Genomic DNA, 26,898 nt, shown 5'->3' with positions numbered 1-26,898 from the left:
TGCCTACTCCTTTATACTTTCGGAAATTTTAATTTGTCCTGCGCCCGATGTGCCGATCATTGTTGCGATAAGTACCGAGCATATCATCATCAGCGGACTAAGCAGATACGCCGAAAGCGGATTGACCGCAAAATGAAACGTCGACGCTCCAAACGTGGAGATGACCGCGCCCGCAAGTACCTCTCCGAGAGTGTTCGCCAGAAGCGTGCCGAGAACAATTCCGACAATCAGAACGAATACCGAACGCGAAACATACTGCGCCGTAATATCCGAGTTAGTAAAACCGAACGCTTTCATTACGGCAATGGAATATCTGTCTTTTGCGACAAGCATTTTCATAAACAACAGTGTAACCAGCACCGTTATAATCAGCGCAACGGCAATTGCGGCATTGGAGGCCTTTTTGACGGAGCTTATTGTCGAGCCGTATGTCTGAGCAATAAATTCATCAATGTCCGAAATCCTGGCAAAAACAAATCTGTCCGCATATTCCGAAGTTTTTTCGTCGACAAGAGATTGATCCGAAAGCTCCGCGCAGATAACGAACCACATAATGTCGTTCGAATTGTCGGTGAAAACAGCCTTTGCGGTTTTGCCGCCGTTGGTAATGTCGGAATAAATTCCGCTTACCGTGAGACTTTTCTCCTTCCCCTCAATTACCAGAGTGATGACTTCGCCGACCTTTTTGCTCAACTCATCGGCGTTCAAAGCCGAAAGCGCAATTTCGTCTTCTGCGGCGGGTGCTCTGCCCTGGGAGTATTCTATAGGGAATATCGAATGGTCGCCGAGCTCAATTTTTATATTTTCCTCCGATCCGTCCTCCATTTTTGCTTTAAATGTTTTTGTTGTAAGGACGGCATACTTTGAAATGGTACTGTCGCTGTTCATAGTCTTTAAAATTTCAGCGGCTTTTTCAGAGATATTGTCGATCTGCTGAATGTCAATGCGCATATCGTAGTTTCCAATCCCCATATATTTGATGAAGCTTTTTGAGGAAATCGTGTTGTACAGGTTCTGCGGAACAATAATGATAAATGCCGAAATCACCAGCACCGCAAGCATTGTGGCGTAAAGTCTTTTCCTTGCCAGAACATCTTTGATACCGAGAAAAATATTCGTGTTAAACAGCCTGTTTCCGTTCAGGCAAAAACGATTTGCGCCCGCGTTTTTTTCCTGTGAAGCGCCAAAGCGTATTGCTTCCGCAGCGGATATTTTCCGAAAGCGTTTCAGCACTCCGCTTACATAGGCAATAATTGCAAGGAATACAAGCAGTATGCCGATTATTCCTAAAGCTACGGCAAAAGAAGAATTTTCGCTTTCCCCCATATAAAGCCGTATATTTTCAAGAAGCATGCCTTTGAGCATAACCGAAAGTGCACAACCGAGAATACTGCCTGCCGCCGCAATCGCTGCGTATTTCGCAAGATAAATCTTCTTTATGTCGGAAACACGCAGCCCTATTGCCTTCATAACGCCAATTTCGCGGTAGTCGTCTTCGATTTTCGCAAGCAGCGTAAAGCGTATGCACATAAATGCGATTGCAACGACAAGTGCGCTTACAAGAAGTATAACCGCAATCATCATCCCGTCGGAAAGTGCGTTAATCGTTTTAAAAAGCGGATATGTAATCGTTGGTCCGTTCGCTTCAAGTCCTGCGGAGGCATAAGCGGTTTCGAATGCGCCGAGCGCCGACAAATCCTTTAATCTGAACTCAATCAGATACTCCGTACTTCCGAGGTTTTTTATTTCCGTGTAATCATTTCTACTTACAAGAAATCTCTTTGAGGAGGAGAGCGTGGAATTCATCTGCGAATCGCGGAGAAATCCCGCAACGGTAAATTCCTTTCCACTTATTACTGCCTTGTCACCGACCTTTGTAGTGTTGTCCCTCATATAGCTTATTGGAACATAAAGCTCGCCGTCGGATACGTTTATGATGTTTCCGTCAAGATCAAGAAGATAATCGAATTTTTTGCTCTGTATGCTGAAACCGTTATCCTGAACATTATTCGCAAGCGAACTATCGCCCAAAATAATCTGCGCGCCGTCCATGTTGAGAAATTCAAGCACCTGAAATTCATCGACATTGCTATTTTGCCCCGCAAAAGATGTAAGCCGAGCAGTATCAATTTCACCCGAATGCATCTGCATAAAATGCGGAGTTTTAGCTTGTGTCATAAGCGTATCCAGCGCGCCCGAAAGATTGACGACGAGTATCGCCGCAAGCGAAACAAGCATAGCCGCGGCAGCGACAAATATCATGGTTGTCAGCGTAATTGCTTTGCTCTTTAAAATGTCATTGCGGATTATCCTGTAATACATAAGCCACCTCTGTTTTCAAGCTTTTTAACCGATTTCAAGTTGTACAGAATTACTGAAGTAACACATAACAAAATCCCAGCGATAATAATGAGTAATCCCGTTCCTCTGCCACTGCCCGTGCCAATGATCTTTCCCACACTGTCAGCAAGCACTCCGCCGTCAACTAACAAAGGAGTGAACACATAATCCGCAAGCACACCCGAAAGCGCATAAGCGGCAACAAATCCAAGCTGTGAAATTAACCCTATAAGTGACCATGCTCTGCCCTGAACGGAATTATCAATGTTGGTACGAACAAGAAAATCCAGAGTTGTGTTTGCAAATGGCATCATTGCAAAAAAAAGAAATCCCGAAATACAGAGAAGTACAATATTTTCGCGAAGTCCGAATACCGCCATAAATATTCCTTCGCAAAACAGCGCAATCGAAAGAATTTTTACATAATCTCTTTTTATTGGAAGAAACCCTATTATCACACTTGATACAAGCATTCCAGTAGCCACAATTGTTGCAAGTGTTCCTACTACGGAACTGTCCGAAAAAGCAAGTATCATCGGCGTGGAAAGTGTTTCTATGAAGCCAAGGAAAAAAGTCATTACCGATGACATGATCACAAGAACAAGCACACCCCTGTTGTCAGAAATGGCACCCCAGCCGTCTTTGAATTCCCGGGTAAACGATTTTGCCTGTTCGCATTTCTTTGAAGCAAGACCTTTACGTACAGCAAGAGTTGAAGCAACCGTTACAAAAAATGTACAGATATCGATTACAAGCAGCAGCTTTATATCCGAAACGGTGAGCAGAAATCCCGCAATGATAGGAGAAATCAGATATTTTGCCGAGCCTGCAACCTGAACAAAACCACCTGCCCTTATGTACTCCTCCTCGGTAAGCAAATCCGTAACCGTAGCCTTGTATGCAGGAGCAAGCAGCGATGAAAACACCGAGCTTATTGTAACTCCCACGCAAATCTGCCATAGCTGCGCTTCTCCGCTAAGCATACAAATCAAAATAAATACAAGTCCCAATGCAGAAAGACCATCGCCCAGAACCATTAAAAGCCTGCGGTCATAACGATCTGCAAGCACTCCCGCAAAGGCGCTTAAAAGAAGCGACGGCATAAATGCAAGCAAGGTTACAAGCGCCATAGCCGATGCCTTTCCCGTCTGCTGGAAAACATAAATCCCAAGTCCGAACGACGTAAGCCCGCTTCCTATTGCTGAAATAAGCTGTCCCGACCACAATAGAAGAAATTTTCTGAAGGATTTTCCCGATTTATTCATAGCTGCTTCCATCTCCTCTACCAAACATCTGCATAGCGTCCATAAGACTTCCGCTTTCTGCACCGAGCAGCCTTTCCACGTTGCAAACAAAGGCCAGTATTCGTGAACCGCGCTCCTCGTTCGTCATTGTAACCATATCATCATCAAAAACGGTATTCGCATAGGTCACAACCATTTCCATGCATTCATACGGGAACGGCGTGCTGAACAGTCCCTGCTCAATGCCCTCGCGGATGATTCCCGTCAGTATCGGCGTAACGCCATTGATGATGACCCTTTGTATTTTCTGATGCATAAGCGCGTTCTGAGGCTTGTGAATATGCTCCATAATTTCCTTGCTGCTGCTTTCGCCGCTTATGTTCAGTGCCATAACAACACGGATAATGCGCTCAACTACGGGTATGCTCTTGTCTGCGGCAATTTCCTGCGCCGCACCTAAAAGACGGACATTATACCGCTCAATCAGCGCGTCCATAATATCCTCCTTCGACTTGAAGTGATGATACAATGTTCCCCGCGCAATTCCGACCCTTTCGAGAATATCGTTTGTACTTGTGCCGTCAAAGCCCTTCTGTCCGAAAAGCTCATCCGCCGCGTCAAGTATTTCGTTCCTGCGTTCATCCGCCTTTTTTACAACTCTCATTTTTATACCTCCCTTTCAACCGACCGACTGCCTGTCGGTAATAAAATAGCATACTATTTTGAGTTGTCAAGAGAGTGTGCAAAATCTCGTCAAAAACTGATTTTGAAATTACTCCATCAAAAGCCCTCTTGACACTTGTTATGTGTTGTAACTATAATGGTTACATCGCGAGGGTGTCAGTAATGAAAATAAGCAGCAGATTTTCCATAGTGGTTCACATTCTTTCATTGCTTGCTCCAGCCAAGGATGCGCACTGCACGTCGGAATGGATTGCTGGTAGCGTCGGAACGAATTCGGTTATCATTCGGAAAATACTCGGGCAGCTAAAGAAAGCAGGATTGGCGGGCGTTCGAGCGTCGTTCTGGAACTGAGCGTAAGACGGGCCCAAATTGCCATGGAAGCGATCCTGTCTGACATAACGATGCATGAGTTACTTTCCGAACTTGCCGAACATATCAACATGAAAAAGTGAACTCATTTTTTTTGGAATGGTTGTAATGAAGTTGGTTACAACACCGAATCTCGAAATACATTGAAAGGAGAGACGTGGATTACGACGTGCATGACATGCTGGTCGCCAAGTACGGTATGAGCCGGGATCAAGCGATTGTGATAAACGAAAATCTTAGCGGTAAAGCGAAGGAAATGGGGCTTACATTCCAATTTGCCACCTTGATTCTGACGAACACATTCGATGCCCATAGGTTGGCGAAGTACGCATTCAATCAAGATAAAATGAACCCGAATGCACAGGAACTGTTCCGGGCATACTTTACCTTCTCTTGGAATTTGGGTGAGGCGCAGTCAACTGACATGTTTCTCAACGCTTTGCAGACGGCTTGGAAGGAATCGCAGTCGTTGAATCTGTTGGACGATGCCGGGAGCGAATCTGAGCGAGCAGCTTGTGCTGGCAGCGTTACGTTACTATTTCAATAATCGTTATCAATTTAAGGAAGAGGGAGATTTGACGATGTTTAGTAAGTTTAGTAAGAAATCATCGATAGGAGTTATTTTGTTGCTTTGTTTCACGTTATTGCTGAGCGCATGCTCCGGCAAGGCGAATACGACGAATACCGCGAGCGAAGGAACTAAGACGCCGGCGGCGGACCTTAAGATCACACCGTTCAACCCTGGAGATAACGGCCTCTTCTCCGTCTCCTCGAGCCTGATCGAAGGACCGAACGAGGTACTGCTCGTCGATGCTCAGTTCGAAAAAAGCAACGCTGAGCAACTGGTCAAGATGATCCGCGACACTGGAAAGAAGCTGACTACGGTGTATATCAGCCACAAGGATCCGGATTTCTACTTCGGCCTGTCGGCGATACGCGAGGCATTTCCTGACGTAAAAATCGTTGCCACCCCGGCCACTGTGGAAGGGATTAAGGCAACCATTCAGATCAAGAGTGATTTCTGGAGTCCGATCCTGAAAGAAAACGCCCCGACCGCGCTGATCGTCCCTGATGTCCTTGACGGGGATAAACTGACGGTCGATGGCGAAACCGTGCAGGTGATCGGTCTCGACGGTTCAGATCCGTCTCATACCGTCCTTTGGGTTCCGTCGAAAAAGACCATCCTGGGCGGTGTGCCGATCTACGAGAACCTGCATGTCTGGATGGCAGACAATCAGACCCCGGAGAGCCGTGACCACTGGCGGGAGATTCTGGATCGGATTCTTGCCCTGAAGCCGGAACGGGTTATCCCGGGCCATTACCTGGACAAGAGCTCCGAAGATACATCCAGCGTCGCCTTTACCCGTGACTACATTGCAAAATTTGAAGCTGCGGCAAAGCAGGCCAAGAATTCCGCTGAGCTGATTGCAGCGATGCAGAAGGCCCATCCGGACTTCAAGAACACAAGTGATCTGGAAATGGGCGCCCAGGTGATCAAGGGTGAGCGTTCCTGGCCATGATCTAACGCATGACGCCACGCGTTAGATGCGGAGATGGTTAAGCCATAATGGTGACACTTTCACCTGCTTCGACCTTTCCTTCCGCTACGATTTTCGCTCGGTCGTCATAATAATATAGCGGGTCGTCACACCGCCTTTGGAGCGTTCCACCATCAGGTTATCTCCATTGTAGCGGTAGCTGACGGCCTTTCCCTTTTCGGTCGTAACCTGCGTGAGGCGGTTGCGGCTGTCGTATGCAAAGCTCGCCCCCTGAATGTTCGGCCCTTGCTCGCTTTACAGGGTGCTGCGGTTATCTCGCTGATCCTTTCTTAATTTTATTAAACCTTATTCAACTAACGCTCCCGATAGTTGAAGTGTATAGCTGTACAAACGATCACTAAATCATGTGATGCTTTCCATTAATAATGTTTGTATCTTCCTTTCCATACAATACTTTCTTCGGATTTATAACGATGATTAAAACTGCTACTACTAAATAAAAAATTGCGTTATACATGATTAAATCGATTAAGTTTCCGTTTATTAAGCCAATAAAAAAATTAAAGAATTGGTGGATGATGATTGGAATGATTAAATTCTGATTTAAGTTATAAAATGCTGTCATGACGATCTTAGTGGATATGAGTGAAATCATAAAGAATAGAATATATTTGATTAAATCAATGCCCACAAACCCTGTAGTAAACCATATGGGTAGATGCCACATCCCCCACCAAAATCCTATGATTATCGAAGCTTTTAATGGCGAATGCTTCTTTTGAAGCTCAATTTGAGCGAAACCTCTCCACCCTATTTCTTCTCCTAGTGGCCCTGCAAGAAGGTTTTTAAAAAAGAAATAGATCAGCATTCCCCATGAAGATATAGTAAAAAAAGAGTCTACTTCACTATTATTAGATACGAGAAACAAAATCATCAAAAATATGAAGGCTTGAATCATACTCACAATAAGAATCACAGAAAATTTAAGTTTATTCTTGAATTTATCTTTTACAAATTGTATAAAACTTTGCCCAGGATAGATTTTTTTAAATAGCGCTGCAAAAGCAAAGGTTGAGGACCAAGATGATATACAGAACATGACATCAAAGACCCATGCAGGAAATCCTAACATGCTTATGGCTCCTACAAGAAAAAAAAGTGGCAAAAAAATGATATTGGTTAGTAGAATAAAACTTGCTACTGGTTTTTTTAGTTTCTTTTCTCTATTCATGCATAATCCCCGCTTCAAACTAAGTATTTCGTAAATATAATAACGCTCATATTTACTAATACCTTCAGCTTAAACCTAGGGGTTACTCACAGGTCAATACATTGTCTGCATTATTTTATAGGTGCATAAATTTCTAAAAATATACGTTCAAGTCCATCTTCATAAGTGGTAAGTAATAGATTTATATAAACTAGCCCCAAAAGTTTATACCCTTTTTCTCTTGCTACTTTTCTTAAACTAGCTTCCACGTTATGATCAATACTTTTTCCACCAGTTGACCATCTTCCATCTTCAATAACGGTATAAATACATTTTGGATGAGATAGAATTTCACCTTCTATTTCTTTATCAAAGTCTTCTACTTTTCTTACAATTATAAACTTATCTTCTATAATACCTTCTTCATTGAAACTTATGACTCTTCTTAAAGATGTGAGAGTAACTGCTTTTTTTAAGCTGTCTGTGTTCTCTTTTAGAGTTTCATATTCATCATACGCAGTAAAATGTTCTATTTCTCCTTTTATTTCTAAAGGCTTCATTTCTTTTACTGTGTATTCTCCTAAGAATTGTTTAATTTTTTCGCAATCTTCTTTTACTATCTGAAGCTTTTTTAAAAGAAGCTTTTTATATTCTATTTCCTCTAAAACATCTTGTTCTTTCTCTTCTAATAATGATTTTATTCCCTCTATACTCTTACTTTTTCTTAATTCCTGGATTTTTTTAATTTCAATATCAATTTCTCTATAGAAATTTACTGTTGTTATATCATATATATCAAAATGATTATATTTTCTATATCCATTCTCCATATTTTGCTTAGGCTTTACTAATTCCTTTTCTTCATAAAATTTCAAGGTATCTCTAGATACACCTAAAAATTTAGCTACTTGTCCAATTGTGTACATTATACTCTCCTTTATCATTGCGACATATTCTTTATCATATTCATATTATCAGTACGTCGAAAAATAATACCAAATGTAATTATGAATTTTGAAAAGAAAACAGGAAGATATATTGGTCAACCAAAAGAGTATCAGAAATATACAATTATTGATACAGAAATTCAAACCATTTCAATTGGCAGACACGCAATCTACCATTGGAGATAGTTTTCTTATTGAGCTATCCTGCCCAGTTAGTGCAACAGTTTATTGTTCGGTTACATACAATATTTAACGCATTCAAATCTATGTCCCGAAAATAAAGTCGTATCGGAAAAACAGCAGAAAAGGCAGAGGTTAGGGCTGAGGGGTGGATTGGGAAATGAAATTTAAAGTCGTGTCAGGGACAGGAAAAAGACGGTGTCTAAAGGCACAGAAATTGCTTAAGTAAAAGCAAGAGCAAAGCTTGGATAAGAGCCAGACCAAAGCATGAGAAGCCTTGAAACGCCTGAGAAAAGCCTCTGAGATATGATTCGAGAAGAACCCTGCTTTCTCCTTCTCTCTCCCCTAATTCCTATCACCTGCAACAAAAGAAAAGCCGAGCAAATGTCAGGAAATCATCCTGGATCTGCTCGACTCTGATATGATTTTTATTTGCTCAAAACGAGTTTCATTTGCTGGTAAAGGACTTTATTTGCATTGCACAACAAATGTGTAAAGATTATAAAATCGTTTAATTTTGAGCCTAGACATACAACAACTACCTATCAAACTTATAGATAGGTAGTTACTAAAGTTATTAAAAAATTACCGGACTGATTAATTAAATGCCTATTTTATAAACAATAAAGTTGTTAAAATTGGAAAGCGAATTGCTAACAATTGCGCCTTTAACTATTATAACTTTTAATTTCGGGTATATTTGAGTGGAATGAGTTCTTCAATCGTAGTTTTGACTAACTCGCCATTCATGCACAAAAAAATCTGATGCGTAGTCTGAAATCAACTCCCTACATATACCACAAGGACTTACCACTCGAATATTTCTATCTACTTCGTCAGAATAAGGGTGTCTAACAGCTAAAATAGTGTCAAAATTCTTTTGTCCACTCGAAATCGCACTACCAATCGCGATGGCTTCTGCACAAACCGTTACTCGTCCTATATACGCTTCAATATGTACTGCCGAAATGATTTCTCTTGTTTTCGTACGAATGGCTGCTCCCACGTGATGTTTATTATCCTCATATAATATGGCCCTAATCTAGGATTATATTCCTTTTTCGGTTATTCTTTTACTATCAATTAAATATGTATGTTTTTGTCTATTGTAAAGTGTTATGATTATTGTGCGTTTTCTGAATTGACAAAATAACTATCCCTGCATTGAACCATTTATTACCTTCTATATACATTAATAAAAGATGGGGAGATACAAAATGAAAAAAATTATATCAGGATTAATACTGGCGTTAAGTTTAGGGTCATTCAATTATTCACATGCAATCGCAGCACCACTAGTTAAATCAGAAGAGGATGTTAGACCAATAGAAGTTGTTGCTAATGGTGAATTTATAAAGATGGATGTACATCCTCTGATGGATAATAACCGTCTATTCGTCCCCATCCGTGCGCTTGCATCTCTTGGCCTTTCCTACAGTTTTAACCCTACGACTAAAGTTACCACAGTTCAAAATAAAGATGGAGATTACTTGAAAATAAGTGAAAATAGCAAAACTGCCTATAAAAATGAAAAAGTTATACAAATGGATATACCTGCTCAAAATAGAAATGGCCGTATTCTTGTTCCTATACGATTTGTCTCTGAATCCTTGGGGTACAACGTTCAATTTGAATCCATTCGCAAATTTGTTTTCGTTAACTCCAAAGACTATTCGTTTGATTCGAAATTACTGTATCAAGATGACCTTCAAGCAGCACGTAAAGCCGCTATCGCATTACCAATCAACGCGGATTTCAAAACACTTGGCACATTAGATGGTTATCGTTTACACCACTATACGTTCCCTGCAGGAAGAGCAGACACTTACTATTTTGAAGATGGAATTTATACATTTGTACAAGTCAAAGACGGCAAAGCAAATGCAATTGGACAATTATTTCGGGAACGAAGAGTGCCATCTCAAGCAGCAGGGAATGTTTCACCCGAAATGAGTTTAGATACAGACCCGATCATGGAGGCTTATGATCATCGTAGTGTAATCTTTTTTGAGAACAATGATGGTACGGCTACCACAGGTTACAACGATGATAAAAATAAACCGGTAGATATTAAAACAAAAATCAATCTATATTCTGATATCATACAGAAACTTCCTGACCGCAGATAAATATATCGTAGATCGCCATATGTGGACTTAGAATAAAAAATTGTTGGTTTGAGATTATCGTCGCGAACACTCATTCCAATAGATTTCCTTATTCAACAAAAAACAGGCGTCCTTTGCACAGCTTATATGTGCGAAAGACACCTGTTTGATTTTCTGACAATCTTGCAGTGCCCTCTCTTATCGATAGGAGGTTCCACTACAATTATCCCACATTGTAATGCGGCTTCAGCGCAACTTCTTGCTTCACTTCTTGGTTCTTGGTCGACTGATTACGTTGGCTAGGTACTGAGATAAAGATCGCGATCAAGAAAGAGAGCATACACAAGACCGCGATGACTGTAAAGGTAATATGGAAGCCACCGAACAAAGCACTAAGGAACGAACCAGCCAGGGCACCTAAACCGAATCCTTGATAAATGATTCCGTAGTTCTTGCTTTGGTTCTTCAAGCCGAAATAGTCAGCCACAATTGCTGGGAAGACTGTTATATTACCACCGAAACAGAATGCGATCACCGCCACACATATGAAGAAGATGCTCAGGTTCAAAGGTACGAAGTTTAAAGTCATGACAGACAATGCCGTTGAGAAAAGCGCTCCAGCTACAACTTTCATACGTCCTACTTTATCGGATAATGCGCCGAGAATGATTCGGCCGGCCGTATTAAAAATCGCTACCATAGCTACCGCATTCGCTGCTGTGCTGATATCAAGTCCGGCAAGCTGCACACCAATGTCTTTGACGATACCAATCAGATACAATCCACTCATACAAGCTGTGAATAAAATAATGAAGAGCATATATGCTTCTTTTGTACGCAGCATTTCTTTGGCTGTGTAGTTCCGTTGACTGTGCAATTGCGTATTTGCGTTTGCAGGTGTTTCCGTAATTACGGCTTCTTTAATTAAGAACGAACCGGCAATCACCATCACCATCACGATCAATCCCCAGACCAGAAATGCATAGGAGACCCCCATGGTATTGATGAAATTTGCATTGATATATTTAAAAACCAAGCTGCCTGTCCCAAAAGCTCCCACCGAGATCCCCGATATTAATCCTTTGCGTTCAGGAAACCATTTAATTAAATTCGATAGCGATGTAATATATGCTGTACCATCCGCAAAACCAACAACCACACCAGCAAGTAAGTACAACATCCACAACGATGAAACCTGTGAGCTAGCGATTAGCCCAGCACCGAGAACAGCACCTGCAATCATCGTCAAACGCCGAATTCCGATACGATCCTGAATTTTACCGGCGAACAGTGTCGCAAAAGCCAGTGCAAAACTGGTGATGGAAAACGTAATCGATACGGAGCTAAGCTCCCATCCAAATTTGTCAGCTAACGGCTGATTAAATAAACTCCACGTATATATGGTTCCTAATCCCATTTGTACAATGATTGTTCCAAGGACGATCATCCATCGATTTATCTGCGATTGGGTTGCTTGATGCGTTCTCATGATAGATCCCCTCTTTTCATTCTGCTATGACCAAGCTGTGTGCGTTATCTGTAGGGAAGAAAGCCTCTTACGCCTTGCTTTCACACCCTTATCTTACAAGATAAAACGCTTTCTTGAGCCAAGAGCGACATGAAATGACGGGATTACGGAATGAACTGCATTTATATATGCATCAACTGCCTAAATTCTTTGACTTTACTTCGACTGACGGGCACTTTGGCATCCATATCACGTAGACGCAGCAGGTAGGTATTGTTGAACCATGGAACGATTTCATGGATTTGGGACAAATTGACCGTATAGGAACGATGACAACGATAGAATCGATCTTGAGGCAGCATAGCTTGAAAGTCCGAAATACTCATCGGCATCGTATAGATACCGCTCTTCGTGAATACGTTCGTCACCTTCTCTTGTGCTTCCGCATAGTAGATGTCATCGCTATCCGTTACGATATATTTATCATTTTTCAGCAGATTAATGCGTTTCTCCTCAGATCTTTGCCTGCTGTCCACAGGATTTGAACTTCCTCCTTGCTGCAGCTCCCGTTCGAAGGCGGTCTCCAGCTTACGCAGCATCGCGGCAATCCGGTTCTCGTCATAGGGCTTCAAAATATAATCAAAAGCTTCCAGTTCAAAAGCTTGAGCAGCATGCTCCTTATAAGCTGTTGTAAAAATAACATACGGTTTTTGCGCGAACTTACTGATATTCGTCGCTAGCAGCATCCCATCTAGAGATGGAATGTTGATATCGAGAAAAATCGCATCGACTTCCTTCTCCTGCAAAAATTTCAGCACATCAAGGCCATCCTCAAATCGCTCCACGATTTCAATGCGGCTATGTTTTGTTATCAGATATTCCAGCTCTTCACTGGCCAAAACTTCATCTTCCACAATTATCGCTCTCATCGTGTCTCCTTTTGTATGTCAAAAAAGATATTCGTTCCTTGATCTAGTCGCTGCACTGTAACACCATGCCCGAAAATGAGCTTCACACGCTTATGCACATTAAAAAGACCAATATGGTTCGGTGGAACACGCTCCTCCATCACCTGTTTAATCATATCTTCACGGATACCCACGCCAGTATCCTGCACACCAATCCGAATGTAATCTTCTGTATCTTTGACATAGATGGTGACCGTTCCAGGCCCTTTCACCTTCAATATACCGTGGACAATCGCATTCTCCACTAATGGTTGAATGATGAGACTGGGAATCTTCACGGCGACTTCATCCACATCATAAACAACCTGCAACCGATTTCCAAATCGTGCTTTTTCAATTTCGACGTAATTCCGAACCTGCTCCAGCTCCTTATGGATATCGATCAATTCATCCGTTAGCTCCAAATTATAACGTAAATAACCGGATAAATTGACGATCAGCTCCCTCGCTTGATCCGGTCTAGTCCGGATCGAGGAACCAATCGCGTTCAACGCATTGAACAAAAAGTGAGGCTGAATGGTTGTCTGCAGCGCTTTGAGCTCAGCTTTATTCGCCATCTCCTTAATCTCTTCCACACGGGAAACTTCCATTAATGTCGAAATGATCTGGGATAAACCGACGGCCATAGTCTGTAGCGGATAGGTAATTTTATGCGCTTTCCGATAATAAATCTTCAAGGTCCCCGTAACTTCTTCTCGCTCTTTCAGCGGAATAATGAGTAAGGATTGAATGCCGGGCAGTGCATCGTCCAACGCATGGTTGCTTATCATGAACTCCCCGCTCCGTATCGTCTCTTTGGTCATATCACTTATGATCTCATGGCGGAATTGATAGCGGTCTTCCCCAAAACCGACATAAGCGAGCACGTTCGAGGCATCCGTAATCGCCACTGCATCGGCTTGAATATCTTCTTTAATAATAGAACAGATCTTGTGCAATGATTCGGTATTGATGGAGCGGAAATAGGGTAATGTCTTATTCGCAATGTCCAAAGCTAACTTCGCTTGCTGCGCAGCGATTCCTTCCCGCTCACTTTCTACATTCTGAATTAACAAAATGATCAATCCTACATTCAATTGCCCTAGAATCATCGGCGTTGCAATTTTGGATACTATCTCGATACCTAATGTTGTAGGCTGCGCCATGACTACGATCAACAGCATCGTTAATGCCTCGCAAGCCATCCCAGCAAGAATCCCGATAAACCAACGTTTCGCTTTAGGTGTTCGAAGATGAATATAGCCAGATACCAGCCCCGCAATAATACTCGTGATGAGACATGGAATCGAGGTCACTCCGCCGATATCGATCAAATAACGATGGATTCCGGACACCACGCCCACGACAAGACCGACCCAAGGCCCGAATAAGATACCTCCTGCCATAATCACGATGATCCGTACGTTGACGAGCGAGCCTTCCACATCGATGCCTGAGTAGGTACCGAATAGTGCAAAGGTACAGAACACAATCGTAACGACGGCGAACTCCTTCGTTGCCAGCGATTCTTTTTGCAGAATCTGCTTAAAACTCGGAATACGAGTTAAGAAAAACAAAATAATTAGCAATAATGCCGCCCGCTCAAAGAGCTGAAGCAGCATCGTGAAATCTCCGTCTATGGAAACTACCTCCCGTTATCACAAGCTGTTGTTTGTTTATTTTATCAAAGTTTGCTCTGTTTTCACGTTCCAAATCCATACAAAACATTTAACATACACTTCGTATAGAAATCTATGAAACCGTTCATTCGCCTTGAATCTAGCGCCGCTGCAGTTTTTTGAAGGAAAATGGCATTAAAATACATAATGAAGTACTGTAGAAATAACATTATCCTCTTCGGAATCAACTCATAAGCTCACGAACTCAGGGGAGCGCCAACAATTAGACGTATATTCGCTAAGTATTAGCGGACATAGAAAGTTAGTTTTACAGCGCTTGATGACCGCTAATGGAAATTAGAGAACATAAGCTTAGAGTAGAGCGTTTTTCAACAAACAATCAAATGGTTAGCGCGTTTTTTGAAAAATTTCTTTAAGTAAACTAAATAATCTTATTATTACTTTAGAAGAACCTTGAAAGAAGTCACTTAAAAATTTTTGGACTAAGAACCGTACCAAACTAAATAATATTGAAAAAAGATTATAAACATTAGTAGTTTTAATCCTGTTTCTATTATATTCATTTAGATAAAGCACCTCGCGCTCTATTCAGTAGTTGTCCTTTGCTCGGTCTTGCCGTCCATCAACACCTTGACGCCTTCTTTTTCTAACAGCTCTAGGAGACTTCTTACCATTCCCCCATGTCAATGCGGTACATATTGAACCATAGTTTTTCAAGGCTTTATAAGCATCGTCTTACGACTACAATAAGCATATGGACACCTGCCGAATTTCTGCTTTCCCCTGTGATGCACAAAATGGATGGTTTTGTACGCTAATACCAAAGGGAACGTCAGGGCGATAAGCCTAGCGCGTCCCCTTATTCTATGTAGTAGTGAAGTAAATAAAGAATACAATTACGTTCAATGCGACTACCGGATTCCCCCTGAAACCACTCTCGATAGAACTCTACTTCTTCTAAGATATCGACTCTGTTCTTTTTCGCCTAGCCATGGATCACACTACAATACAAAATAAAAAAGTACCTCTAAAGGATAAGATATCCTTAAGAGCTACTTTTATCAAACTTGAATATAATTAATCAATTTTAGTCTCTAGTTATCAATCTTTATTTTAAAGCTAGAAATGTTGTCAAAAGAAAATAAAGTATTAGACTGGCATGCCAACTGCAGTTGGCCGTTGCCGTCGTGCCGATCGCGCTGAACCGACGCTTCCTGAAGAACAACCAGGAGCGAGCTGCAGCTTTGCCGCCGCGTAAGCGTCAAATAAAGAGAATCCAACATTTGTATCTAAAGATAAATCAAAGGACTACTACACTTCAAACGGTTTAGAGATTATGTTTAGTAATTATTTAATTTTATCCTTGAATACCTCTGAAAGAAACCCACAGCTAATATTGTGAGTTTCTTTTTATTATTAAAAGAAGAATAAAGATGGTATTGAAGCAATAGAGATAAATGGTGTTATTAAACTAATGGTAAAAAGCGGAATGAAATAGTGTCATATTAGTCTGAAATTTATTTAATACATACCAAGATGGATATGCCAGCATTTAAATGCTAGCTATGCATAAATTTAATTTATTTTAGGAGGATTTGATGAGAAAACTTAAGAAGTCACTTCAGATTATATCCCTAATGGTGGTAACAGCCGTTGTAGTAGCTGTCTCGCCATCTGGGGCACTAGCCCAAACTTCAGAGGCAGCCATTACACAGCAAAGTAATCTTGTTGTTCAGCGAAATTTTGAAGTAAAAGCCCTTGGAGATATATGGGCGGAAGGCGAGCGAGAGCGTAGAGCGATAAATGCTCGAAAAATATTTCAGCCAACAGGTTTATATGCAAAACCCAATGAACAAATTAAGATTGAAGTTTCAGGTGACAAACCAATTACAGCGGTTATTGGGGTACATCGTCATGATAAAGAATGGGCGACTAGTTATCCATTACAAGCAGGTATAAACACAATTTCCTCACCAAATGGCGGTTTGTTGTCTTTTGATAACAGCAACAATGAAGGTAGTATTAATGTAAATGTAGTGAGTGGGGGTAGTCCTGTTCCATACTTTGTATTAGGCAAGAATACAAAAGAGGATTGGCAGGCAATGATGAATGCTTATCCTAATGCACCTTCTGTTGTTCTTCAATCAGAAAAAGCTATCTTAGTCTTCTATTATGCTTCTGCTAAAGCTCATATCTTGAATCAAGACCCAGTTCCTGTTTTACAGACTTATGATAAGTTTATTGCAGCACAGGATAAAATATCTGGACTATCTAATTCTGATTCTGATCCTAGACATCGGTTAGATAAGCATTTGATTGCCTTTGTTGAATCAGAAAAAACCATACCAGGAGCGTATGCATATGCAATTTGGGATGGGGCAATTATGCCTAAAGAAACTGGAGCAAGTGCCGATGCTTTAGACCTTACAAGAATGGGTTGGGGGCAGTATCATGAGGCAGGTCATTTGAGACAACAAGAACCTTGGACTTGGGGTGAGATGACTGAGGTGACAGTAAATCTATATTCTATAGCTGCTAAGAAGGTTCTTAAACCTACTGAGCCTGCAAGGTCACAAGGCGAGTACTTAGCTGCTTTCACGTTTGTAGATCAGCCAACCAAGAATTTTACAGACTCTAATTCAAAATTAGAAATGTTGTGGCAACTTAATCTTGCTTTTGGGGATAACTTCTACCCAGATTTACATCGATTATATCGTGAGATGGCAAAAACTGATCTGCCAACTACTGATGATCAGAAAAAACAGGCATTTATTCTAAGCACTTCAAAAGTAGCTCACTATGACTTGACGCCTTTCTTTGATAAATGGGGTTTGTCTGCAACAAATGAAACACGAAACAAGATTAATTCATTGAGTTTACCTCTTCTAACTGCACCAATTTGGTTTGGGTCAGATTATAACATCATTAAACCGACTGATGGAATGGATAAGGTAAAAGGGATCATTGGGGTAACAACAAATAGCCAAGAGACTTCAAGTGCTTATAATGCCGCAGTAAATGCATTTGATGGAAATACAAGTAGTATCTGGCACAGTGAATGGAATAAACAAAATCAATTTCCTTACAATATTACAGCAAAATATGCAAATCCGCTAACTTTCAACAAGCTGACATATTTACCACGTCAAAGCGAAGAAAATGGTATTATTACAAATTATAAAATCCTCACAAGTCTTGATGGGGTATCCTTCACTGAGGTTGCTACAGGCACTTGGGCAAAGGACAAAACAGAAAAGACAGTAACTTTCACACCTACTCTTGCTAAATATGTTCGACTTGAAGTACCTCAAGGTGGTGGAACAAATGGTTTTGCCTCTGCAAGTGAGATTAAAATCTTTGAAACCGATCCAATAACACAACCTGTTACAACGTATCTCAGCGATATTAATTGGTTTTCTGCCACAACAGGTTGGGGAACCATCCAAAAAGATCGTAGTCTTGATGGAAATGCACTAAAGTTAAATAACAAGACCTATACAAAAGGTTTGAGCACACATGCTAACAGTGAAATTGTCTACAAACTGGATGGGCAGTACACATCCTTTGCCGCGCTAGTTGGGGTAGATGGTGAGGTAGGTTTTGTAGGTTCTGTGGAGTTCCAAGTTAAAGTAGACAATCAAGTTGTATTCTCTAGTGGTGTAATGCATAACAATACAGAGCCAAAAGAGGTAAACGTTAATCTTTCTGGAAAGAATGAGCTAAAACTTATTGTCACAGATGGTGGAGATGGTATAAATAGTGACCATGCCGATTGGGTAAATGCTCGTCTTATCAAATAGTATTGTCAGGTTAAAGCACGTCAAAAAGAGAGGGGTCATTCCCTCTCTTTAGTTTTAGGGTTGATTGACAATATGTAACTTTGGACAGTAAACGTCAAATAGTCCACAGCTTGTTATCAAGATGAGGGCTATTTTGCTTTTAATCGGCCTTAAATACCTACAAGTTAGTGGTAGCGAAGATGACCATGGCAGCAGTTTGTCTAGCGCTTCTGGATCTTTGGGATCGAGAAGCTGCGGGAGCTGCTCGAATAGATACAATAAATAGCATCCAAAACAGGGCGACTTCGTTCCTGACGGATGGTAAAACGCTCTTCGGGCGAGGCTTCCTTCAGCTCGCGCTCAATCGCAAAGAGCTTATTGCAAAACTGAAGTCCTTGTGGAGCCGCAGCTTCGCCGTGCAGCTGGCCGCCGCCGGCATGCCGATCGCGCCGAACCGGGCTTCCGGAATACGGTCAATCAGTCTACAACTTTATTTTCTCAGTCTAATACTTTATTTTTCTTTAATTAGACTATTATTAATAGTGGATACTATATTCAATTTATGAGTATATATCCACTATTTTTATATATGATAGATTCATTATAAAAACATCGAAGTTATTGTTTACAATGTATACTTCATTGAGCTAACGGGCAGGATAGCGCAGCCATGAGTTGTCATCCACATCAGAGTGAGCACTGAGGAGCAAGCATTCAGGGGTGCAGCCTTGAAGCTCAAGTCGAAGAAGTTAAGGAAAAATGTCGGAAGGAATCCAGGAAGTATCCAGCAACGATGACGTACATCTGAGCTTCCGATGTGACGCCGTAAACGTTTGTCAATTTCACTGTCGATTCACCGACTGGAATGCCCCGCGTCGTCTGCGACATCACGAGCGAGCCGCCGGCGACGATCGAATGGGAGTAATGAAAGAAACTCCGAAACCCACTACATTCAAGGGTTTTCGGAGTTCTTTTTTAGAGTCAACCCTGCGCAGGGCTGGTCTTTATTTCATAGATTTTTTGGAGCGTATGGACATGCTTTGTCTTCTCGTCATCGTCCTCTGTGTGAAGATACCACTCCACAAGCCTGTAGCCGAATACGAGAAGGATCAGCTCGTAGACGCAATGATCGGCGATAGGGGATACATCCGCATACTCCGAAAAGCCTTTGTAATACGCGGGGACACATCGCTGGTAGTATTTGACCATGTGATCGATATCCGCTTCATCCGCAATCAGGCTTGCGAGATCCTCGCCCAGGTAGCCCCATCCGGATGTATCCCAGTCGATGAGCGCGATTTTCCCGTCGGCATAGATCAGGTTGGTCACCCAGAAGTCCCGGTGGCATAGCACGAGGGGCAATTTTTCGATGCGGGCGAGTATCTCGTCTGCGTGCTCATCGATGTCGATGAGCATTTGCCGCACGTGCTGCGGGAATTCGCAGTCCTCCGAGCGTATATAATCGTAGACGACCGGCCATGACCGGTAATGCAGATACGTATTCTTCATGAGATCCGGATGGCTCAGGTTGGTCAGGCTCTGCAGCACAGCGGGCTGCTCCGCATACAGCTTGCCTTGATAGCGTCCTAACTCCAACGCGGCCTGTTCATACATGTCGCCGGTCAAGTCTAAACCGGTTACGCCATCGATAAATTCCAGCCACAGCTGGAATTTATTTTCTTCGGCATTGATCTCGGCGTGATAACATGTCGGCCAGCGGAGGGCATCCGAGAACGTCGCTCCCAAGTCAGACGCATAGAGATCATATTCCCGGCGCCATGAACCCGGATCGTCGTAACGCTCCCATTTCTTCTGGATTTTCAGTACAATACGGTACGGCAGTTTTTCGCCATCCGCGGTTTCGGCGATCCCCGTTACCAGGTACACATTTCCCACAGTTCCGCCCTGTAACGGCATGGTTTGATAGTCGGCCGAGATGATATCCTTCTTAAACCGTCGGCTTAAGGCATAGATCAGCGTTTCGAATTTAATATTCATTTCTTCCATCCTCCGTTTTTCTTCGTTTGCTTGCTCCACATGGCGATCGTTTTGTTTCGAACCCTCTTGTCAATGAGGTAGCTCGTTTTATCCTGGACATACTTGTTCTCATGCTGCTGGGCAACATAATGCTCCCACCGTTCACGCGGCAACGAACCGTCGACAAGCGCGGCGAGAACGGCACAGCCCGGCTCGGCCTGATGGCGGCAATCCGTAAATCGGCAATGCGGGAACCATTCCTCCACATCGGTAAAGCTTGCGCGTATGCCTTCGTCGGCATCAAAAAGCCCAAGCTCACGCATACCCGGCGTATCGATGACCATCGTACCGGAGGGGAGCATGAACAGCTGACGGTGCGTTGTCGTATGCCGCCCCCGGCTGTCGACCTCCCGGATCGCCTGAACCTTCATTACGTCCTGTTCTATCAACGCATTGAGCAGAGACGATTTACCGACGCCGGACATGCCGAGAAAGACGACTGTTTTACCAGGCATCAAGTAGGGATCGAGTTCGTTCAGCCCCAGGCCTGAATGACTGCAGATCGCGTGAACCGGCACATCAGGGATGGTTTGCATGACTTCTGCGAGCGGGAGATTATAATCTTCAACGAGATCAGCCTTGGTCAGAATGACGACCGGCTGGCCGCCGCTCTGCCTGGCTTGTGTCAGGTACCGCATGATGCGGGTAACGTTGAAATCCCAATTCAGAGAAGATAGGATAAATACATAGTCGAAGTTGGTTGCAACGACCTGTTCCCGCACGGATTTGGCATAGCCTGCGGCATGCCCTGAGTAATCCGCGCGTGAGAACTTGGAGCGGCGGGGCAGTACCGTAACGATGAGAGAGTCTCCGCTCTCGTTGTAGTGCAGCAAGACAAAATCACCGACGCACGGAAATTCTACGCGCGTTTCCGCGCTGTGATAGAACGCTCCTTTGAGCACCGCCGTTACTTCGCCGCGCTCGGTCATGACCGTGAAGCGCTCGCGCCGAAGCTCCGTCACCCTGCCGGGCAATAATCCGTCGGGAATTGCTTCTATTTCTGTGTAGCCATAGGTTTTCAAATCCATCATGGTTTTTTGTTAGCTCCTTTAATGTTGTTTTTTGGACGCAAAAATGCCACGGACAAGCAGCCTCTAAAGAAGCTGCTGTCGCGCGGCATCAGGACGCAAAAAGGATACGACCTTCATCGTATCCTGCAAACAGCAATATTCACGAAAGGTTACTTTGAATGGCATACCAAATAATACGGGCGTTTTCCCGTTTTTTTCGCGTATGCCTGCTATTCAGTTTTAAGACCAAACCACCATATAAGTAGTTGCCATTAAAACACATCTCCCTTCGTGTCAGGAACTTGCTTATCGCTAAGCTGTCTATAAAATAACCTATTTTGGCAAAAAAATCAATGCCTGACAGCGCAGAGTGTGTCGGCCTGCTCTATCGAGTCTGCCGTTAATAAAGAACTCGCGAGCATCAAAAGTCAGCGTGAGCGCTTCCTCAAGTTGTTTGAAGGAAACGACGTCGATGACGACCTGTTCTTCGAACGACTCGGCGAGTTGAAAGACCGTCAGGAGCGGTTGTTGTCCCGGAGGAACGAGGTCGAGCGCCAACTGGAGGACAGCATGGCGGAGTCCGTTCCCCCTTCAGGTACCTCAACATTTTATGACCCCAAAAAGCTTGCCCTACTTGTGATACGGTTCACCGTAATGTATCTAAACACAAAGCATCATTTGACCACAAGATATATATATCCATATAAAAAACGAAGCCATTCCTTCAAATGCAATGGAGTGGTTTCTTTATAGAACTTCTCTTATTGTAGTTTGGCAATCTGTGCCGATAACTTTATAGCTTTCTAAAACGGATATTACCGCAGGAGGGAGTTAGTAGCAATCAAATCGATTGTTGCTATCTTCATCTTTTTGGAAACTGGGTTCTTCCCATCCATCAAGCACAAAATTAGAACTTAAAAACAAGTTCACATAATACGATAAAGGTCTGTGTAAGTTTAATTTTAGTCAACGGAAATTTATAATTTATTGCATTAATTAAAATATGTATTATAATTTGATTTGTTAGAATTTTACTCGGGGATGAAAAGTGTTATGAGCGAAGAATTTAGTAGGAAAAGAAATGTTATCCTTATAAAAGAGTAAATAGGAGTGAGTATTTTGGGTTGGTTCTCTAGAAAACCTAGTTTCTATGAAATAAACAAATTACCAGAAAATGATGAGAAATTGATGTGTTTTGGAAGCGTGCTAGTTTCCAATAATCATGTTTATTCGCAAGCAAGCATTTTAAATTTTGAAGAGAAATACAGAGAGACTTATATAAATGGTCTTGCTGAAATGTGGGAAATTGTAGATTCTGCAACTGCAAAAGAAACAATAGAATGGTTACTCAATGAAGGGCATCGTACAAAGTATAATGATATTATTTTAGAAATCATTAAGAGTAAAGGAAGACCAGAAGGAATTGAACAAGAAATCGTAGATAGTTTTAATGAAGGTTGTAAAACTTTATTTAGCGTCTCTAAAGGAAAAGTTAAATTCACCTCACCAGAGGATATTGTCAACTTTAAGACTATGGAAGCATGGGATTATGAGCGTGTTGGGTTCCTAGCAAGAACTTGTTGCTTTCTTAACTACATTACTAGAGAAGAAGCGATGTCATATTTGCAAACTGTTGCAAAACTGTCAAGCAAAGCTTATCCTGATTGGGAAGCTTATATGGTAGGTTTCTTATTGGGGAGAAGTGTGTCATTTTCAAGCGATATATACGGACTAGCTTTGAGTGCAGAGGAATTGATAAAAGGGAAAAAATATGTTTTGAACAAGTATCCATTAAATACGTTTTAATCTTGATATTTTCGTAAATTCACCTAATTTATAAATGAGGTCTACAAGTGGTATACAAGACCCGACCATTTGCTGTAGAGTTGAAATTTCTTAATTGGCGCTCCGTAGTAGAATTGCCATCAAAGAAGAGACTGTTAAAAGGTCTCTTCTTTGCTGAATCAATCTCCGTAAAAATCCAATACAATAATTCCACCTTTTTACCGTCAAAGAGGACGCTTAAATGGGATGGAATATTAACCACTCCCATATGTAATTTGATTCGGTTGGTGCAACGGTGTAAGTGAACACTTCCTTGGAGTCATCCTCACGAATTCCCACGGCAAGATAGACCACTTCCTTCGATACTGTTTCACGCTTAGGTTCACCAAGTCTTAACAGGCTTCTCGACCGTAATAACTAAGGTCGAGCCAGTGAAACAGAAGGACTTGCTTCACTCCATAATAAACAAGACCACCGTAAACCTTGGAGACAATCCCGACCAGAGAAGCGTCAAGGACATTGAATTGTTCTTTGACGCTTCAATTAACAATGACTTTGTGCTTACTTATGATACGATTCACCGTGAATTATCCTACAATTTATCGCATAGATTAGCTTATTTACAGTTCTCTCGATGCTCCGATAACCCATTCTTTAATCGTAGTGGAGTGTGAAAGAAAGTACCTGCTGATGCTGAGTCAATAATCCTTTGGGATGGTATATCAGAGATCCGCGAAATTGCAGAAATCGACAAGAAACTCATTGAATACTCGTAATTAATCATTCAACTAACTGGGAACGATAGTTAAACATAAAGGGTTCTACATATTAGTCATGCATAATATGTAGAACCCTTTATTTTATTTGATTTCCTTAAGTTTAGGTCTTGATAATTTTCAGTCTAGCGCTTTATTTCCTCTGAACAAATGTTGTAGCTTTAGAATAAAGATTGATCAAATTAATACTAATAGCCTTGATAAACAAGCAAAAAGAAAGAGCGTGTTTTGAAAAAAGATTAATCAAAATACGCTCCTAATATATTTTATTGAATCATTCTTTTATAAAAAGTTTGATCATTTCTATGATATTTCCTCCATTAAAGCGCCCTTTAATGGAGGAACATGCCAGAGGGTGTCAAACAAAGAACTAAGGTTTTGGTCAACCTTTTTGTTTACTTAAATAAAGCAGTCACAGTAGTAATTTTGTGACTGCCATTTTTAACCAAATGAAAATTAGAACACACTCTAACGATATTAATCTCTTAAGGGTGCGTGGTGGGTGGTACTTCCATTTTACCAAAGGATGGTTTCTTTTTTGTTTTTCTTGACATAAAAAGGGGCAATCCCTCAGCCAATCTTCCATGACTTTTGGGACAGCCCCTCTAATCCTTTAACTGATAGAAAACCTGTTCAATTTTGCCTCAGTACCAAGCATGACAGTGTTAAGCTCATTCCCTCGGCTATCTTGTCCCCTTCTGAAATAGAGACTGCGTAAAAAATTCTTGCTGTTCACGCGAGCAATCACCTGACTGCGACTTCTCGGCAAATTGCAGCATTGCGCTAAGCCGCTAATCCAATCAGCGATTTCTTGATGTGGAAGTAACTCTTTGTCAATCATCGTATCCACGATGTTAACCAACCGCTCATCATCCTCATCGCTAAAAATGTGTCTACCATTATGAAGCATGCCAGAAATAGCGACAAGAACCTCACGCAGCATTGCGACGCTGCTCTCCTCGCATTGCACCAGCTCGACAAAAACATCCGCACCGTGAGACGCGCTGTGAGCCCAGCCTCCTACTGAAAGGTAACCTCGCAGATCCTTTTCCTCTTTATAATAACGGAGCATTGCATGCATTAATTGCTCAATTTCCGCTTGATTGAAAAGTGGATTCTGTCTGTGGCGCTGCACAATCAAAGCGATAGGCAAGGCAGAGAACGTCCTTGTAAAAACTGACTGATCATCCTCGCTGCCAATATTATAGAACAAATGGTTCTCATCAGTCAAAACAGTTAAGAGGCTACGCAACTCCTCTCCACTGAACCTATTCTCTTCCTTAATCCACATATAAAACATCGGATAAATCAGGTTATCCCGTAATTCTGGCTGAGGATCGCCAATATATTGAAGTAACAACGGTAAGAAATCTTGATGCTGCTCACCTTCGCGTAACTGATACTCATCCTTCTCAATTCTTTGCAAATCCAGCATCAATTTGGTCCTTGTATCGCTCATTTTCCCATCCCTCTCATCATTCGTTCACTCGCCCATCATCTAATTTCTTTTCCACATATGTTGAGCCCCAACCCTCTAACCACCTTTTCATTGATTTTTTAGGGTTTGTCCATGACCTAGAACCTGGATAGTGTAGTGCCCCTGTAAAAGGGGACTGAATTGCATAGCTATCTTTGTTTGTAACCGTTGCCACTGTCGCATCACTACTTCTCCAGAGTCCCTCTGGGTCATTATCAGGATTTTTATACTTCGAGTTAGTAGAATCTTCTCGTGGTAATAACCCTGTCTTGGCAATAGATTTATTTTTAGCATATACCAATACGTACTCTGCAGCCGTTGACACATGCTTACTATCATTTTTAGGAGAATAAGACTTTTGCCAATTAATAATCTCTATTCTATTTTCCTCACCAAATACTTCATTCATCATCATTCCTAAGTGAAATAGTTCATTATCATCAATACATATGGCTATTACACCAGTTGGTTTAAGCATTTTCCACATCATATGAAGACGTGGCATCATTGCTTTCATCCACTTTGTATGTTTAGAACCATCATCATCAGAAATCAGAAACTAAAGTCCCAAGGGCTGGGGCATTTGGATCGCTATCCCACTCATCATTATACCGGAAATAATGCCCAGTATTATACGGTGGATCTGTCAAAATTAAATCTACTTGTTCTCTATATTTATACAAGGTGACCATCCCCTGAAGATTTTCGCCCTCAAGAATTATATTTCTGGACTGCTGTTCTTCAGTCCCTACACATAATTTTCTATTAACTCGAGTTACTCTTGGCCTTACCTTTTTATAAATTTCTTCTGCTGTTCGCTTTCCATAAAAGCTTAGGGATACCCCTACTCAGTTAAATAAAAATAATTGCGTTCTAAATCCGACAGAAATTCATGCTGTCTGTTTGTTTTTATTCCTTTTAAACGAGTTGAACGACCCTTTGAAGATAACATACAATCGCCCATGTTTATCTCCATTACCTTCATATGTAAACGTATAAAATTGATCACCTAATATAATGGCCCTTAATATTCCAGTTCGTTTCCGGCGTACAAACTGCATCTGTTGTTGTTCGGATGGGGAGGCTAGAACTAAACTTTGTGCTTTTCAAGCATGCTCAGCCTACCAATTCGTTTCCCTACAGTTGCGAGACGTACTCTAACTGGAATTGATTGATCATTCATAAGCTCCTTGCATGTCTCCTCAACCTGCCAACTTAGCTCTAAATCACGGAGTTCCCAGTCGACGCGAACTGGCTTGCATCCGTTTGATTTAGACGAATTGGTTACCTTGTTCTTCTTTTTCGTTCTTTCCCCCCCCAGACGGTACCGACCATCGTTTCTCTTCTTCTGGTTTACCTTGTAGAACCATTAGTAACTACCTATCAGAATTAACGCAT

At 41.8% G+C, this 26,898-nt stretch carries 20 protein-coding genes and 2 pseudogenes; 6 read left to right on the top strand and 16 right to left on the bottom strand.

The features are described 5' to 3' along the window. Window positions 1-3: 3 nt before the first annotated feature. The 3 genes from A372_RS0123690 to A372_RS0123680 are packed head-to-tail and all read right to left on the bottom strand — an operon-like array spanning window position 4 to window position 4,248. On the bottom strand, window positions 4-2,322 hold the full coding sequence (locus tag A372_RS0123690) for an ABC transporter permease (RefSeq protein ID WP_019423400.1): 2,319 nt from the start codon (window positions 2,320-2,322) through the stop codon (window positions 4-6). Then, window positions 2,307-3,605 carry an MFS transporter gene (locus A372_RS0123685; RefSeq protein WP_019423399.1) on the bottom strand — a complete coding sequence of 433 codons (1,299 nt, stop codon included), beginning with the start codon at window positions 3,603-3,605 and terminating at the stop codon, window positions 2,307-2,309. Before A372_RS0123685 ends, A372_RS0123690 begins: the two co-directional genes overlap by 16 nt. Further along, window positions 3,598-4,248 (bottom strand): TetR/AcrR family transcriptional regulator, encoded by a 651-nt coding sequence (locus A372_RS0123680; RefSeq protein ID WP_019423398.1) that lies wholly within the window; start codon window positions 4,246-4,248, stop codon window positions 3,598-3,600. Before A372_RS0123680 ends, A372_RS0123685 begins: the two co-directional genes overlap by 8 nt. Window positions 4,249-4,457: 209 nt before the next feature. Between A372_RS0123680 and A372_RS39665 the strand changes: the two genes are divergently transcribed. From A372_RS39665 to A372_RS0123665, 3 genes are all read left to right on the top strand, one after another. Beyond that, a complete protein-coding gene (locus A372_RS39665) occupies window positions 4,458-4,619 on the top strand; it encodes an Rrf2 family transcriptional regulator (RefSeq protein WP_407672896.1) in 162 nt (53 codons plus the stop codon). Between the two features lie 175 nt (window positions 4,620-4,794). Beyond that, window positions 4,795-5,184: a DsbA family protein gene (locus A372_RS34640; RefSeq protein ID WP_019423396.1), complete on the top strand. Its 390-nt coding sequence runs from the start codon at window positions 4,795-4,797 to the stop codon at window positions 5,182-5,184. Window positions 5,185-5,218: 34 nt separating this feature from the next. After that, entirely contained in the window at window positions 5,219-6,157 is a 939-nt protein-coding gene (locus A372_RS0123665; RefSeq protein WP_036705165.1) for an MBL fold metallo-hydrolase, read from the top strand. 376 nt (window positions 6,158-6,533) lie between these two features. Here A372_RS0123665 and A372_RS0123660 read toward each other — a convergent pair whose 3' ends face one another. The 3 genes from A372_RS0123660 to A372_RS36645 form a co-directional block, all read right to left on the bottom strand. After that, a complete protein-coding gene (locus A372_RS0123660) occupies window positions 6,534-7,367 on the bottom strand; it encodes a CPBP family intramembrane glutamic endopeptidase (protein WP_019423394.1) in 834 nt (277 codons plus the stop codon). Window positions 7,368-7,477: 110 nt separating this feature from the next. After that, window positions 7,478-8,272: a MerR family transcriptional regulator gene (locus A372_RS0123655; RefSeq protein ID WP_019423393.1), complete on the bottom strand. Its 795-nt coding sequence runs from the start codon at window positions 8,270-8,272 to the stop codon at window positions 7,478-7,480. Between the two features lie 919 nt (window positions 8,273-9,191). Next, window positions 9,192-9,479 carry a cytidine deaminase gene (locus tag A372_RS36645; protein WP_443146849.1) on the bottom strand — a complete coding sequence of 96 codons (288 nt, stop codon included), beginning with the start codon at window positions 9,477-9,479 and terminating at the stop codon, window positions 9,192-9,194. Between the two features lie 211 nt (window positions 9,480-9,690). On the opposite strand from A372_RS36645, the gene A372_RS0123650 reads away from it, so the two are divergent. Beyond that, entirely contained in the window at window positions 9,691-10,602 is a 912-nt protein-coding gene (locus A372_RS0123650) for a copper amine oxidase N-terminal domain-containing protein (RefSeq protein WP_019423392.1), read from the top strand. A gap of 202 nt (window positions 10,603-10,804) precedes the next feature. Here the strand turns inward: A372_RS0123650 and A372_RS0123645 are convergent, their stop codons facing one another. The 3 genes from A372_RS0123645 to A372_RS0123635 form a co-directional block, all read right to left on the bottom strand. Continuing rightward, window positions 10,805-12,070 (bottom strand): L-lactate MFS transporter, encoded by a 1,266-nt coding sequence (locus A372_RS0123645; protein WP_019423391.1) that lies wholly within the window; start codon window positions 12,068-12,070, stop codon window positions 10,805-10,807. Window positions 12,071-12,231: 161 nt separating this feature from the next. Beyond that, window positions 12,232-12,978 carry a LytR/AlgR family response regulator transcription factor gene (locus tag A372_RS0123640; RefSeq protein WP_019423390.1) on the bottom strand — a complete coding sequence of 249 codons (747 nt, stop codon included), beginning with the start codon at window positions 12,976-12,978 and terminating at the stop codon, window positions 12,232-12,234. Continuing rightward, window positions 12,975-14,618 carry a sensor histidine kinase gene (locus A372_RS0123635; RefSeq protein WP_019423389.1) on the bottom strand — a complete coding sequence of 548 codons (1,644 nt, stop codon included), beginning with the start codon at window positions 14,616-14,618 and terminating at the stop codon, window positions 12,975-12,977. The genes A372_RS0123640 and A372_RS0123635 overlap by 4 nt, the downstream gene beginning before the upstream one ends. Window positions 14,619-16,234: 1,616 nt before the next feature. Between A372_RS0123635 and A372_RS0123625 the strand changes: the two genes are divergently transcribed. Next, window positions 16,235-18,436, top strand: coding sequence for a M60 family metallopeptidase (locus A372_RS0123625; RefSeq protein ID WP_019423387.1), 2,202 nt, complete (start codon window positions 16,235-16,237; stop codon window positions 18,434-18,436). 54 nt (window positions 18,437-18,490) lie between these two features. On the opposite strand, the pseudogene A372_RS39660 reads toward A372_RS0123625, so the two are convergent. The 3 genes and pseudogenes from A372_RS39660 to rsgA all read right to left on the bottom strand — a co-directional run. Further along, a pseudogene (locus tag A372_RS39660) lies at window positions 18,491-18,822 on the bottom strand (IS66 family transposase); the annotation flags it as partial. A 574-nt stretch (window positions 18,823-19,396) separates the two neighbouring features. Continuing rightward, window positions 19,397-20,413 (bottom strand): aminoglycoside phosphotransferase family protein, encoded by a 1,017-nt coding sequence (locus tag A372_RS0123615; protein WP_019423385.1) that lies wholly within the window; start codon window positions 20,411-20,413, stop codon window positions 19,397-19,399. Further along, window positions 20,410-21,483 (bottom strand): ribosome small subunit-dependent GTPase A, encoded by a 1,074-nt coding sequence (gene rsgA, locus A372_RS0123610; protein WP_019423384.1) that lies wholly within the window; start codon window positions 21,481-21,483, stop codon window positions 20,410-20,412. Before rsgA ends, A372_RS0123615 begins: the two co-directional genes overlap by 4 nt. Before the next feature lie 1,098 nt (window positions 21,484-22,581). Here rsgA and A372_RS0123600 point away from each other — a divergent pair. Beyond that, window positions 22,582-23,268, top strand: coding sequence for a DUF1266 domain-containing protein (locus A372_RS0123600; protein ID WP_019423382.1), 687 nt, complete (start codon window positions 22,582-22,584; stop codon window positions 23,266-23,268). A gap of 231 nt (window positions 23,269-23,499) precedes the next feature. On the opposite strand, the pseudogene A372_RS38795 reads toward A372_RS0123600, so the two are convergent. The 4 genes and pseudogenes from A372_RS38795 to A372_RS39655 form a co-directional block, all read right to left on the bottom strand. Next, a pseudogene (locus A372_RS38795) lies at window positions 23,500-23,625 on the bottom strand (transposase); the annotation flags it as partial. 1,011 nt (window positions 23,626-24,636) lie between these two features. Next, on the bottom strand, window positions 24,637-25,482 hold the full coding sequence (locus tag A372_RS0123595; RefSeq protein WP_019423381.1) for a DUF2785 domain-containing protein: 846 nt from the start codon (window positions 25,480-25,482) through the stop codon (window positions 24,637-24,639). Window positions 25,483-25,498: 16 nt separating this feature from the next. Next, window positions 25,499-26,008 carry a DNA methyltransferase gene (locus tag A372_RS35615; protein WP_019423380.1) on the bottom strand — a complete coding sequence of 170 codons (510 nt, stop codon included), beginning with the start codon at window positions 26,006-26,008 and terminating at the stop codon, window positions 25,499-25,501. Window positions 26,009-26,590: 582 nt separating this feature from the next. Continuing rightward, window positions 26,591-26,821 (bottom strand): TnsD family Tn7-like transposition protein, encoded by a 231-nt coding sequence (locus A372_RS39655; RefSeq protein ID WP_083858924.1) that lies wholly within the window; start codon window positions 26,819-26,821, stop codon window positions 26,591-26,593. Between the last annotated feature and the right edge of the window lie 77 nt (window positions 26,822-26,898).

The sequence above is a fragment of the Paenibacillus sp. OSY-SE genome (assembly GCF_000283315.1).
In the GTDB taxonomy this organism is placed as follows: domain Bacteria; phylum Bacillota; class Bacilli; order Paenibacillales; family Paenibacillaceae; genus Paenibacillus_B; species Paenibacillus_B profundus.
This window is presented reverse-complemented; position numbering and strand designations above follow the sequence as displayed.

Bases quoted from the DNA above. Each gene is read 5' to 3' on its own strand.
- A372_RS0123690 (WP_019423400.1), bottom strand. From the start codon at position 2,322: ATGTATTACAGGATAATCCGCAATGACATTTTAAAGAGCAAAGCAATT.
- A372_RS0123685 (WP_019423399.1), bottom strand. From the start codon at position 3,605: ATGAATAAATCGGGAAAATCCTTCAGAAAATTTCTTCTATTGTGGTCG.
- A372_RS0123680 (WP_019423398.1), bottom strand. From the start codon at position 4,248: ATGAGAGTTGTAAAAAAGGCGGATGAACGCAGGAACGAAATACTTGAC.
- A372_RS0123665 (WP_036705165.1), top strand. From the start codon at position 5,219: ATGTTTAGTAAGTTTAGTAAGAAATCATCGATAGGAGTTATTTTGTTG.
- A372_RS0123660 (WP_019423394.1), bottom strand. From the start codon at position 7,367: ATGAATAGAGAAAAGAAACTAAAAAAACCAGTAGCAAGTTTTATTCTA.
- A372_RS0123655 (WP_019423393.1), bottom strand. From the start codon at position 8,272: ATGTACACAATTGGACAAGTAGCTAAATTTTTAGGTGTATCTAGAGAT.
- A372_RS0123650 (WP_019423392.1), top strand. From the start codon at position 9,691: ATGAAAAAAATTATATCAGGATTAATACTGGCGTTAAGTTTAGGGTCA.
- A372_RS0123645 (WP_019423391.1), bottom strand. From the start codon at position 12,070: ATGAGAACGCATCAAGCAACCCAATCGCAGATAAATCGATGGATGATC.
- A372_RS0123640 (WP_019423390.1), bottom strand. From the start codon at position 12,978: ATGAGAGCGATAATTGTGGAAGATGAAGTTTTGGCCAGTGAAGAGCTG.
- A372_RS0123635 (WP_019423389.1), bottom strand. From the start codon at position 14,618: ATGCTGCTTCAGCTCTTTGAGCGGGCGGCATTATTGCTAATTATTTTG.
- A372_RS0123625 (WP_019423387.1), top strand. From the start codon at position 16,235: ATGAGAAAACTTAAGAAGTCACTTCAGATTATATCCCTAATGGTGGTA.
- A372_RS0123615 (WP_019423385.1), bottom strand. From the start codon at position 20,413: ATGAATATTAAATTCGAAACGCTGATCTATGCCTTAAGCCGACGGTTT.
- rsgA (WP_019423384.1), bottom strand. From the start codon at position 21,483: ATGATGGATTTGAAAACCTATGGCTACACAGAAATAGAAGCAATTCCC.
- A372_RS0123595 (WP_019423381.1), bottom strand. From the start codon at position 25,482: ATGAGCGATACAAGGACCAAATTGATGCTGGATTTGCAAAGAATTGAG.
- A372_RS35615 (WP_019423380.1), bottom strand. From the start codon at position 26,008: ATGATGCCACGTCTTCATATGATGTGGAAAATGCTTAAACCAACTGGT.